The sequence below is a fragment of the Streptomyces sp. NPDC030799 genome (assembly GCF_055572255.1).
Window position 1 is genome coordinate 252,205 of the sequence record NZ_JBVIDS010000013.1, and the last position, 11,936, is coordinate 264,140.

Below are 11,936 nucleotides of genomic sequence, written 5' to 3' on the forward strand. Positions count from 1 at the left end.
CGTGTACTTTCCCGAGAAAGTCACGAACCACGATGCACCCAATTCAGGTCCCTCCCACCGACCAAATCCTCACAGGGCGTCAGATGATGGCCTCACCCTCGCCGTCCTTGCTCGCCCAGCCGTACCACATGGTCAGCTCGTTGAAGTCGCCCATCGGCTCGATCTGGGGGGCCTCGTACTCAGTCGTCTCGAACTCGTTCACTGAATTCACCTCCTCCTATGGAAACCGAAATCGCACCGCAAGCACATCACGAGCCGGATCGGCACTCCACAGTGTTTCCAGTCACGAACAGGACCGAACCGCACCACAGAGAACGGCGCACTATAAAACGAATCGCTGCATATAGCACCGACCGGACGGGGAGACTGACCGGAAAGCTACGCGATCACGACGCAAAAAATTACATTGACGCGACGCGGGAATCCGTCCTAGCCCGGGACATGACGGTGGCATACCCGCAACCATCTCTGTCCGATAATCGCCCCTGGCTCGGCCACGTCCGTGCGTGCACCATCCGCAACGCGGCTGCCGCCGACGGGACGACCGAGCCCTCGGCCCCACCACCCCGGCCTGATCCGCTACCCTGTCAGGGACCGTCCCCAGCGGCGGTCTCCCCCTTGCCGGGCGCGAGTGACTGCTCACTGAGAGTATTCATCCGTGGTGCAGGCAAGGTTGCCTTCGTAGCTCAGGGGATAGAGCACCGCTCTCCTAAAGCGGGTGTCGCAGGTTCGAATCCTGCCGGGGGCACCAGCCAAAAGGCCCCGGACCGATCATGGTCCGGGGCCTTTGACATCTACTTCTGACATCAACGCGGGTGGTCGCCGCTGATCACTGACGACCGGGACGCCTCCGCAGCAGGCGGTCCATGTGGCTCATGGCTTCGCGTTGCGTGTCCTGGACGACGTGGGTGTAGACGTCCATGGTGATGCTGATCTGGGAGTGGCCCAGGATCTCCATGACGACGCGGGGCGCGACTCCGGCCGCCGTGAGGAGCGTGGCTGTGCCGTGGCGAGCGTCGTGCAGGCGGATGACGCGGAGGCCGGCGGACTGGGCGATGCGGGTGAAGGAGCGGTAGACGTTGCGCGGCTCGACCGGGCGCCCGGTGCGAGTCGTGAAGACGTAGTCCGACTCCTGCCACTTCTCCCCCGCCTTGGCGCGAGCGTTCGCTTGGCGCATGCGGTGCCAGCGCAGGGGCGCGATGCAGAGGGCGGGCAGCGGAACGGCTCGACGGCGACGGCTCTTCGGATCGTCGTCGTAGAGGAGGCCACGGCGGCGCTGGGTCTGCTGCCGGACGTACAGGACACGGTTTTCGAGATCGAGGTCCGACCAGCGAAGCCCGATAATCTCGCCCCGACGGAGCCCATGGCGATGGCGAGCACGAAGGCCGCGTAGAGCGGGTCCTTGCGAGAGGCCGCGAGGAAGTCGAGCGTCTCCTCCAGGCTCCAGGGCTTGAGTTCCCGGTTGTCGGTGCGAGGCGGCTCGACGAGCTTGGCAACGTTGCGCGTGATCAGCTCCTCGCGGCAGGCGGAGGACAGCGCCGAGCGCAGAATCCGGTGCGACTCCTTGGCGGTCGCCGCGGTGGCCTCCTTCTCCAGGCGCACGAGGAACCGGCGGACGTCGGCGACGCTGAGGGATTCGAGCCTCTTGCCGCCGAGCAGGGGCACCAGGTAGATCCGGACGTGTGCCTCGTACTTGTCGTAGGTGCTGAGCTTGCGCCGGGGCTTGATGACGTTGTCCAGCCAGTACGGGAGCCACTCGCAGAGCTTGGCGGAGCGAGTGGGCACGGGCACTCCTTGGTCCACCTTGTCGAGCAGTTCACGGCGCTTGGCATCGCACTCCGCCCAGGTCTTGCCGTAAGCGAACTTGCGGGCGCGGGTGCCGTCGGGCTGGAGCACGTAGACCGCGCACTGGTAGCGGCCGTCCTTGCGCTTGGTGATGGTCCCGGCGCCGTTCGGGTTGCGCTTGCGCTGACTTGCCATCAGGCGGCCTCTTCGATCTGGCCGAGGATGAAGTCCCGTACGGCGTCGGCGGGTATGCGGCGAGCCCCATCAAGACTCCGGATCGTCGTTCGCCGCGAACATCACGTCCACGGTCATCAGCTTGGCGCCCGTCTCGGCGTCGGTGGCGATCTCACCCGTACGCCGGTCCTTGACCTTGGGCTGCGGGTTCTTGGCAACCATCACGGTCGCGGAGGAGGTGTCGACGGGGATTTGACGCATGAGTGCGCTCCTCAGATACGAACTTAACGTACTTAGTACGTCAACCTGTCACGAGAGTGCATCTGACATACTTAGTACGTCAAGTGGTTCTCGACGGGTGTCGGTGGGATGTGCTGCACTTAGTGCTACAAGCACTGAGAGGGGCTATGGCCGAGTTCACCGGGCGGGCGAAGTACCTGGAGATCGCCGACGACTTCAAGAGGCGCATCCGGCAGGGAGAGCTGGAACCGGGCACCAAACTGCCGTCCGAGACCGAGTTGATGAACGAGCATGACGTCTCGCGGACCGTGGCCCGCCAGGCGATCTCACGACTCCGTGAAGACGGCTACGCGATCTCCCATCAGGGCAAGGGCAGTTTCGTCACCCTTCCCGAGGAACCCCGCCAGACGAAGCACAGCCCGGAGTTCGAGGAGATCGCCGGTTATCTGTCCGACGTGCGGCGCGAGGTGCGTCGGCTCGCGGAGCGGATGGACCAGCTGGAGCAACTGGTGCGGAAGCAGCCGCAAGACGGCTGACCAACTCGTCGGCACGGCGTGCGATGACGTTCACATCCTCGGCCAGCTCCTTCAACTCTCGGGTCAGCTCCACCACTTCGGCCGGGGTCAGCGGCATCGTGGCTCCTTCGTCGCGTGTTCGGCCGGGCAACCTCTCGGGGTAGCTACGACGCTAGAAGCGAGGCGGCGCACTACCCCGGAAAATTCCTCCGGGGTCCCATAGGGAGATGGGAAGACGCTCTAGCCATGCGAGGAATGACGACGAACCTGACGATCGGTGAACGAGTCGCTTGGTACCGCCGGAGGCGGGGCATCTCCCAAGAGGTCCTGGCCGGAATCGTGGGCCGCACGGTGGACTGGCTGAGCAAGGCGGAGAACAACAGGATCGAGCTGGATCGGCTCTCGGTCATCAAGTCGCTCGCCGACGCTCTGGACGTGACACTCGGCGACCTGCTGGCCGAGCCCACCCTCTTGGAGTGGACGCCCGACAGCGGGACCCGCACGGTGCCGGCACTTCGCTCGGCCCTCATGAACTACCGCCAGCTGACACCGCTGCTGGGCGTCGCCACCGAGGGCGAGCCGACCTCGCTCGACGAGCTGAGCCGCAACGTCGCAGAGGTCCGGGACGCCTACCAGGAATCGCGCTACGGCTTTGCGACCCGGCGCCTGCCCTTGCTGCTGGCCGACGCACTCATTGCCGCCCAGTCGTACCAGGGCCGGGAGCGAGAGTGGGCACACGAGCTGATGGCCATGACGTACCAGGGCGCGGCCATGGTGCTCACCAAACTCGGTGAAACCGACCTGGCATGGATCGCAGCCGACCGCGGCTTGGCAGCAGCACAGCAGTCCGGCAACCCGGTCGTGACCGGCTCCCTGTTCCGCTCCGTTGCTCACTGCTTGCTGTCCAACGGTCGGTTCGACGCAGCCGTGCAGCTGGTGGGCGACGCGGGCGAGTACCTCAGGCCGGGTCTCCAGGAATCGACGCCCGAGTTCCTGTCCATCTACGGGACCTTGTTCCTGGCGGGATCCATGGCCTCAGCCCGCGCGGACGACCGGGCCACGACGCGGGCCTTCCTGGACGAGGCGAAACGGGCAGCCGACCGACTCGGCACCGACGCCAATCACGTCTGGACTGCCTTCGGGCCGACGAACGTCGCCATTCACCGAGTAGCCACGGCGGCCGAGCTGGGCGACATGCAGGTAGCGGTCGACCTCGGCCCGCAGATCGACACGAGGGGACTGCCGACCGAACGCCGTACACGGCACAACCTCGAAGTAGCCCGGGCCCTCAGCGCCCACAACCGAATGGACGACGCGCTCGCCAAGGTCCTCGAAGCAGAGAGCTGGGCACCGGAGCAGGTGCGGAGCCACTACCTGGCGCGGGAGCTGGTGCTCACCTGGGTGCGAGGACAGCGCGGCCGGCCGAGTCGGAACCTCGCGGACCTGGCCGACAGGCTGCGCGTGGTCTGACCTGGGTACCCTCGGCTGCATGGCGCCGAATGCACACGAAGCGAAGATGGCGCACCCGCGCATGGCAGCGGGTGTGCTCTTCTTTGATGCCGCCGGGCGGGTTCTCATGGTGGAGCCGTCCTACAAGGACTACTGGGAGATCCCCGGCGGGTACGTCGAGACCGGCGAGTCCCCGTTGCACGCTGCCATCCGTGAGGTCCAGGAGGAGCTGGGTATCACCCCGCCCATTGGGCGCCTGCTCGCGGTCGACTGGGCTCCCAACGAGGCCGAGGGCGACAAGGTGCTGTACCTGTTCGACGGCGGCCAGCTCACCCAGGACCACCTGGGGGCGATCACCTTGCAGCCGGAGGAGCTGAAGAGCTTCGCGTTTGTCTCTCCGGAGCAGATCACCGAGCGCACGATCCCGCGACTGGCCCGACGCATCCTCGCAGCCGCCGAGGCTCGCAACGAAGCCGCACCGGTCTACCTCGAACACGGGCGGAAGCCCGGCAGCAGGGCTGCATGACGACACCGCGGAGCATGAGCCGCGAGGAGGGCATCCTGCTCGTCCAGCGGCTCATGGACGCCGACTACGCCGACGATGCGGAAGCCGGCCAGATCATCGAAGCACTGAAACGCGGGCTCGGCTGCCCACACATCAGTGACTACATCTTCTGGGACTTCGACCCGCAGCAGACGGCCCAGAAGGTCGTGGACCGAGCCCTGGCCTACGAACCGTTCGCTCTGTGATCAGAGCGCGGTAAGACTTTCCCTACTTGATCAAGGCTCGCTGCGCTCGCTCGTCCGGCGGCCAACGCTGCTCTCGATCATCGCCAACCCGACCGCCGCACACTCCGCCCAAGCGCATCAACGGCCGCACCCGGCCCACCTGTCGCCGCCACCACGATCCGGCCTCGGGAAGGGACAAAACAGCGGTCCGACGCCAACGGCCCGCTTCCGGGGCCACCACGCGCCCCTTTCCACCCGGTTGCCTACTCCAGTAGGTCGGATCAGGACCCGAGGGCCGCGCCAAGCGCGGCGGCGCCGGCCGGTCGCCGCCGCGCCGCCTCAACTGTCTTCGCCACCGGCCGCACGTCGCCGCCCGTCCGTCGCCGCACGCAGCGGCCACATTCCAACACGGGCACGGGGTGCGATGGGTGAGCCCCAACGGTGCAGGTCAAAGACGCTTCGTGTACCCGCAAGAGGCCGGATCGTGGTGGCGACAACACGCGGGCCAACGCCGCCGTGTGCGCAGGCGATTCGCACGGCCCGCTGATCCCGCGCCAGGCCGCCGGCCGGACAGCGGGCGCAGCCCCGAGGGAGGAGAAACCCTCTGTGGCTGGGGCGGTCGGCTCCACGACTTTAGCCAGCCACTTTGGCGCGAGCCTCGCAGATCATGGCCCCAACGTCGTGCTTTACCGGGCAGGTCCACAGACTGCCCGACGCGCCGGAAGCTTACGGGGCCATGATCACTCGCGCCAAAGCAGCTCCCGGCCAAAGTCGTTCCGCCGACCGCGTGTGCAAGGTGCAGGCCATGGAGAGGATCTCGCCATTGGCAGTGGGGGCAGCGCCTGTCATGATCAAGTCGTGGTCAAGCTTGCAAGGATCGCGGGGGGGGCTGCTGGGTCGCCGTCGTAGGTGAGGCCTGGTGGTTGGGCCCGTGGTCAGTGCACTGATGCTGTGCGACGGTGGATCCGTCGGCTGGCCCATCGCGGGATCGGCTCTACTCTTGCTCAACGCGGCGCTGGAAGCCGCTCGCTCCTGACTCGTCTTTGGGAGGAGGATGTCTATCCGCGTCGCGCAACTCCTGTGCTTGTCTATCTCGCAGTGGCGATGGCTCGCCACCGCGCGCGATCGTCCGGGGTCCAGAAGCCATGGTTCGTCCGACTCGGGCGGTACGAAGCGAGTCCGGTGGGGGCACCTATGTCCTGCGCCCGGCACCCCGTATCCGATGAAGGTGCAACTCCCGCGGCTGTCGATATCAGCGCGACGACGCGGACGGCTTGGCGGCCTTGCGGCAGGCCTCACGAAAGGCTCTTTGCGGTGAAGCTATTTATGGACGAGTCAGGAAACGGGAATATCTCCCAGCCGCTGATCGTCGGCGCGGTTGAACTGGGTGAAGATGCAGATGACACAGAGGGAAAGATTCGGGATTTGCATAAAAGGCTATCTGCGAAGAGTAGCCTGGCCGGACTTCCCAGCTTCGAAGAGTTTCGCAAGAACGGTTTTCACAGCTCGACCGATCCGCTAGAAGTCTCCGGTCCATTTCTAGAGCTCATGCAGACCATCTTCTTTCGATCATACATGGTCGTAACCGATCGAACGGGTGTACCTAGCGACACGGAATCCGGGATGATCGAGTCCATGTACGTGAAATTGCTGAGTGATCTATTGATCCGTCATCGCCGCGAATCTGAGTTGCTTTGCTACATAGAGCAGAGCGAGGGCATGGCTGCAATCATTCGCCGACTTCCCGGTAACGTCGCCAGGCAGGCCTACAAAACGATCGGCAAAGCCACACCATTACCGCAGTTGAAGATCACAATGGTCGCCAAGACTGACTACATGTCTACGGCCATCATCGACTATGTCATGGCAGCAGTAAGTAGATGGCTTCAAGCGGGCTGCACCACAGAACCGAAAGACTGGGCCTATAGGGCATTCCGCGAGATCGAGCCGTCCATTTCCATGCTCTATTCATTCGAGCGCGGTCGCATCTCTAGCCGCAAGGACCCACTTCATTGAAGCATGATACAATCGCGTGCGAGGTAGGGTCGCGGTCAGCGTTGTGCGCGAGTTCGCGTGCGTTGCATGATAGTCCTTGCATGGGAGTGCGACCCTACCTCGCTTTGTCCCATCACAGGGGGGGCAGTGCCATACTTAGTTGATGACCTGGCAGAGCAAGCCGGCGTATCGGTCGAAATTCTAGAAGCGCTATCCTTGGCTCTTCCTGCGGGTGCCGGGCGGCTCTACGATCAGCGGATATACCGCAAGAAGCACGGCGGAATACGAGAAGTATTCAATCCGAGGCAACCCTTGGCTACCATTAGCAAGAATTTGCATCGAAGCTTTCTACACCTGTTCTCGTATGATCCGCCCAATCATGTTCACGGATTTGTTCGCGGGCGTTCTACGATCAGCAACGCCAGTCAGCACCTAGCAAAACCATGCGTTTTGCGCATGGATCTTGAGGATTTCTTTCCGTCAATTGGCGCCGCGACAATAAAAACTGCATTGCGAGAGCAAGGCTACGAAGAGAAAGCCGCGGACATTGCCGTCAATCTCGTCACCATCGGCGGCAAGCTGCCAATCGGACTTAGCACTTCACCCCTCCTGTCTAATTTGGCCTTTCTGGGCACAGACCGGTCCCTCGCCGAATACGCACAGTCAGAGGGCTTGTCGTTTACGCGCTATGTCGACGATCTCACATTCTCCGGCGATGTCACTGACCGCCATTCGGTGGATATCGCTCAAATCCTCGACGACGCCGGCTGGTCGGTGAACACGCGCAAAACCGCTTTCATGCGCCGCGGTGGTCCACAATACGTCACCGGCTTGTACGTCGGTGAATCGGACGGGCCACGGATCCCGCGTCAGCTAAAGCGTAAGATGCGATGGATTTTGCACGTAATATCGAAATTCGGTTACTACACCTACATGAGCGAGTTCGGCGGCGCGGCCGAGGTGATGCTTCGGCGTCGCCTGTTGGGCTGGGCATGCTATATCGCCGCAGTGGAGCCAGACGTAGGTTATCCACTATTGCGGGAATTCGATGAGCTGGTTCCGGAGCCGGATCAAGATATCTACGATCTCCTCTAGGTCTGCACCCATCACCGGGCCGTCTGTGGGCCGTCCGAGGGTGGCCAACGACTACCAACAAGGACGAACAACGACAGCGTCCACGCTGGTCACAACGGCCCCCTGAACAGGGCCCCGTGGTAGCGGCGCTGCATCATCACTTCTTCGGCTACTGATGCCGTCGGACGAGGTGCTGGGTGTACAGCGCCCAAAGGCCCGCCGGGCTAGTCCGTCTCAGTTCCCGTCTCATTCAGGGATGGACGCCACCGTTCAGGAGGGTTCGACCGTCGGTTCTCGTTGAACCAGCGGACGGACATGAACCCAGGTGAACGCCCCGGCATCAGGGTCGCTGGACCACCAACAGACTTGGAAAGCGTGCATCTGCCCTCGGCGTGAGGCGATGGTGCGCGGTCAACGCTGACAGGTCTCTCGTGGGCATCAACGAAGCCCGACCGGTTAGGTCTCGGGCCGTTCCCGGCCCGGCTAGCTAAAGCGTTAGCAAAGAATCGATGGCCTCTTTTGCGTATTTATGCTGCACTTCATCCCAGGCTTGTGAGATTAGTTGCAGCCTTGATTAACCGCGTTTGGAGTCAAGACAGCGCATCAGGGCTGATCAGCGCGTTGGCGTGAGTCAAAAATGAGTTGAAGCCGCACACCAAGTGGTAGTCCTCGACCTCTAGTTGGGCGAGGCATGGACGCTTTGCGCCAGCTCCTCGAGCGCCTTCAACATGATGCCGAACGGAGTGATGCCCGCCTCGGCTGCGGAGCTTGCCGGCCTGGCGGCCGGGGCGGGCGCTGAACCCTTGGAGGGTCGCTGATGAGTGTCTCCCCCATCCCGTGGGGTGTGTCAAACCCTGTCGTGCGTCCATGGCTGATCACGGTGATCGTCATCGTTCTGATTTCCTGCAAGGCGGCTGCCGAAGTTGCCGGTGCCTACGCTGACGCAGTAGCCGTTGTCACGGGCCTTCTTGCCTGCGGTACAGCAGTGAAGTACAGCAACCCCAGCAACCGGCCCCGTCCAACGGGGTCCTCGTAGAGCCGTAGCGCGACCAGTACGACCCTCACTGACCGAGCCACATAGAGCTACGGATCAGAAGGCTTCTGACATCCACGGCTGACATCAACGACGCCGGACAGGGGCGTACACCCGCGTCTCTGTCTGGCCGTCGCGCCAGTCGACGGCAGCGGCCGGAGCGGGCGCGGATCGAACTCCTAAAGCGGGTGTCGCAGGTTCGAATCCTGCCGGGGGCACAGAGGAACACCAGGTCAGGAGCCCTTCCGTCCAGCGGACGGGAGGGCTCCTGCGCTTGCAGCACACATGTCGTGCTGCACGCGAGGCGGGCCGCCGTCTCGGCTGGCAACCGAAGACCCACGTCGTTGACGCAAGACTCTTCGTGTATGACGAACCGCAAGGTCCCCAGGGAGATCAGCGAGCTGGCCGCCGGGGACGTTGCTGATGCCATCGACGCAGAGCTCCGCGGCCACTAGGAGAAGGAAGTACGGTCGCCCGTCGCCGACCCACCTTTACTGAAGAGCCGACGCAGCATGCCGGAAATCTGTCGAGCCCGACCCTGCGCCGGCCCTACCCTTCCCGCATGGCCCATGGAAAGACCTCGTACGTTTGCCTGCCCTGCCGGGCCTCGTACAAGCAGCCCTACCCCGGCTACCACGACCACGACCGGGTCTGTCCACGCTGCGCCGAACCACTGATTCACGTCGGCTCCGCCTTCGCAGCACCCAAGAGGCGGGACACCGCCGCCTGGCGCACCCTCTCCGTGCTGCTGCACGCCGGTGTGCGCTTCCACAAGAGCTGCTGCGGCGGCCCCGGCTACCGCCCACGCACCCTCAGCGAGGTGCGCGAGCGGATGGCCTACGCCCGGGCCACCGGAGAACCATTCGCTCAGGCGTTGGTCCGCCGCGACCTGCCATAGCAGCCCGAAAGCAGGGGGCGCTTCGCCACGCCGCCGAAGCGGCTCTGCTGTCATACGCACCACGCTGAGGCACACATCACGCTGCGGGATCCTCCAGGGCAGCCACCGCCTCGGCGGCCTCGCGAGCCCTCCTCTCGGCCTTCTCAAGCTTGGCCTTGGCCAACTGCTTGGCACGGCGCTTGTGCATCTTCTTCGAGACCTCGTCCAGACGGTCCGGGAAAAGATGCCCGTAAGTGTCCAAGGTCAGCGTCGCGGACTTGTGGTCCAGCATCGTCTGTACGACGTTGACGTCCGCTCCGCTGGCGATGGCGAGCGAGGCCGCCGTGTGCCGCAGCTTGTGCGGGATGACCTTGAGGTGACCCAGCCCGGCCTTCACGACCGCTGCTTGCCGTTGTCCTCGGCGTACGCCTCGACGATGTGGGCCCGGCAGGAGGCCAGGTTCACGCGGCCCACCTTCAGCGCAGACGCCTCTCCCCAGCGCAGACCAGGTCAGCCCCCATCCGAGGCGGGGGCCGGCTGCCCGCCTGAGCCGGCGGTGCCGGTTCTGCCTACCCTCGATATAGGGGGTGACCAACCCGGAGAAGGACCGCCATGGACCTCCAGCTCAAGGACAAGGTCGCCGTCGTCACCGGAGCGAGCAAGGGCATCGGCCTCGCCATCTCCGATGCGTTCGCCCGTGAAAGCGCACACGTCACCGTCGGCAGCCGGAGCATTACTCCCGAGCTCAAAGGGCTCCACGAGAAGTACGGCGTCACCGCACTCCCGGTCGACTTGTCCACCGCAGACGGACCGGGCGCACTCGTCCGACACGCGGTGGACCAGTACGGCAGGGTCGACGTCCTGGTCAACAATTTGGGTACCGCGACGCCCCGTCCGAGCTTCCTGGACATCGACGACGCCGAGTGGCAACGGATCTTCGACATGACCCTGTTCAGCGCGGTCCGGGCCAGCCGCGCTGCGCTTCCTCACCTGCTGGTCGTGGACGGGGGTTCCATCATCAACATCAGCTCCATCAACGCGCGTCTCCCCTTCCCCATGGTCGTGGACTACTCCGCGGCCAAGGCCGGGCTGAGCAGCCTGACCAAGTCGCTGTCCGAGGAGTTCGCACCGCGAGGCGTCCGGGTCAACGCGATCGCCCCGGGGCCGGTTCGCACTCCCTTCTGGACCGCGCCGGGCGGCTTCGCCGATGCCACGGCGGCCCAGGCCGGCACCACCGCGCAGGAAGCCATCGATGCAGTCGTGCCGCAGAGCATGGGCATCTCCACAGGACGAGTCACCGAAGCTCACGAAGTCGCCGATCTGGCTCTCTTCCTCGCCTCCCCGCTCGCCGGCAACATCACAGGAGCCGAGTTCACCATCGATGGCGGCCAGGTCAAGACATTGTGATCTCTTGCCCCTGCCCCTCCACTGACGCTGACCCGTCGGCCCCCGGCCGCTCGGCGGGCGCGGTCAGCCGTCCGGTGCCACGCTGTAGGTGGGTTCCGACCTGTGGAATGCGGAGGAGCGGACATGGAGATCAAGCCGCAGATGGTCGTCATCCCAAAGGAGACGGACCACTTGGAACAGGGGAAGTACGGCCCCGTCTTTCCCAGAACTCCGGCCTGCTACGGGTTCACCATCATCGCGAACGTCAAGCCGGGCAGGGCCGACGCGATACGGGAGCACGGTCACACCCTGGCCAAGGCGCTGGAGCAGGATCCGCACTTCCTCGCGCCGTTGAAGCTGCATTACCTGCGCTGGGTTCTCTTCGACGACGACACCCGCTTCATGTACCAGGGGATCTTCGACACCGACTTCGACAAGTACACCGAGGACGCCGTCGCGCTGTTCAGCAAGTCGGGCGTGAGCACCACCTTCGAGAACCTCGAAGGGTTTCCCGAGGACTGGCAGACGAACCCGGAGGCGTTCGTGCGCTTCGTACGGGAGCACCACTGTCCGAGCTTCATCGAGTACGGAGAGTATCCGTACGTGACGGCGGACGAGATCAAAAAGGCTCTGCGGATCAAGAGCGCTCTGTCGGAGATGCTCGATCAGATGCAGTGAG

At 64.2% G+C, this 11,936-nt stretch carries 11 protein-coding genes, 1 tRNA gene and 2 pseudogenes; 10 read left to right on the forward strand and 4 right to left on the reverse strand.

From position 1 onward, the window contains the following. Positions 1–79: 79 nt before the first annotated feature. Complete coding sequence (locus tag ACZ41I_RS30640) at positions 80–202, reverse strand: lasso RiPP family leader peptide-containing protein (protein ID WP_363215288.1); 123 nt, start codon at positions 200–202, stop codon at positions 80–82. A gap of 473 nt (positions 203–675) precedes the next feature. Between ACZ41I_RS30640 and ACZ41I_RS30645 the strand changes: the two genes are divergently transcribed. After that, positions 676–751: transfer RNA gene (locus ACZ41I_RS30645), tRNA-Arg, on the forward strand. A 78-nt stretch (positions 752–829) separates the two neighbouring features. Here the strand turns inward: ACZ41I_RS30645 and ACZ41I_RS30650 are convergent. Continuing rightward, positions 830–1,980: pseudogene (locus ACZ41I_RS30650) on the reverse strand (tyrosine-type recombinase/integrase). Between the two features lie 75 nt (positions 1,981–2,055). Then, positions 2,056–2,220, reverse strand: a pseudogene (locus ACZ41I_RS30655) (SCO3933 family regulatory protein); the annotation flags it as partial. Between the two features lie 146 nt (positions 2,221–2,366). On the opposite strand from ACZ41I_RS30655, the gene ACZ41I_RS30660 reads away from it, so the two are divergent. From ACZ41I_RS30660 to ACZ41I_RS30690, 7 genes are all read left to right on the forward strand, one after another. Further along, a complete protein-coding gene (locus tag ACZ41I_RS30660) occupies positions 2,367–2,735 on the forward strand; it encodes a GntR family transcriptional regulator (protein WP_365783356.1) in 369 nt (122 codons plus the stop codon). 234 nt (positions 2,736–2,969) lie between these two features. Further along, the gene (locus ACZ41I_RS30665) at positions 2,970–4,184 is read left to right on the forward strand and encodes a helix-turn-helix domain-containing protein (protein WP_468515580.1); all 1,215 of its coding nucleotides are present in this window, start codon (positions 2,970–2,972) and stop codon (positions 4,182–4,184) included. Positions 4,185–4,203: 19 nt separating this feature from the next. After that, positions 4,204–4,689 carry an NUDIX domain-containing protein gene (locus ACZ41I_RS30670; RefSeq protein ID WP_468515581.1) on the forward strand — a complete coding sequence of 162 codons (486 nt, stop codon included), beginning with the start codon at positions 4,204–4,206 and terminating at the stop codon, positions 4,687–4,689. Next, complete coding sequence (locus ACZ41I_RS30675) at positions 4,686–4,913, forward strand: e9imm peptide (protein WP_468326840.1); 228 nt, start codon at positions 4,686–4,688, stop codon at positions 4,911–4,913. The genes ACZ41I_RS30670 and ACZ41I_RS30675 overlap by 4 nt, the downstream gene beginning before the upstream one ends. A gap of 1,305 nt (positions 4,914–6,218) precedes the next feature. Continuing rightward, positions 6,219–6,908: a hypothetical protein gene (locus ACZ41I_RS30680; protein ID WP_468515582.1), complete on the forward strand. Its 690-nt coding sequence runs from the start codon at positions 6,219–6,221 to the stop codon at positions 6,906–6,908. Positions 6,909–7,034: 126 nt separating this feature from the next. After that, positions 7,035–7,982, forward strand: a complete 948-nt coding sequence (locus tag ACZ41I_RS30685; RefSeq protein WP_468515583.1) for a reverse transcriptase family protein — start codon at positions 7,035–7,037, stop codon at positions 7,980–7,982. Positions 7,983–9,556: 1,574 nt separating this feature from the next. Further along, a complete protein-coding gene (locus tag ACZ41I_RS30690) occupies positions 9,557–9,892 on the forward strand; it encodes a deoxyxylulose-5-phosphate synthase (RefSeq protein WP_086602836.1) in 336 nt (111 codons plus the stop codon). 76 nt (positions 9,893–9,968) lie between these two features. Here ACZ41I_RS30690 and ACZ41I_RS30695 read toward each other — a convergent pair whose 3' ends face one another. Continuing rightward, the gene (locus ACZ41I_RS30695; protein WP_468515584.1) at positions 9,969–10,268 is read right to left on the reverse strand and encodes a tyrosine-type recombinase/integrase; all 300 of its coding nucleotides are present in this window, start codon (positions 10,266–10,268) and stop codon (positions 9,969–9,971) included. 215 nt (positions 10,269–10,483) lie between these two features. On the opposite strand from ACZ41I_RS30695, the gene ACZ41I_RS30700 reads away from it, so the two are divergent. Then, on the forward strand, positions 10,484–11,278 hold the full coding sequence (locus tag ACZ41I_RS30700) for an SDR family NAD(P)-dependent oxidoreductase (protein ID WP_468515585.1): 795 nt from the start codon (positions 10,484–10,486) through the stop codon (positions 11,276–11,278). 123 nt (positions 11,279–11,401) lie between these two features. Continuing rightward, a complete protein-coding gene (locus ACZ41I_RS30705; protein ID WP_363215292.1) occupies positions 11,402–11,935 on the forward strand; it encodes a hypothetical protein in 534 nt (177 codons plus the stop codon). Position 11,936: the final 1 nt, after the last annotated feature.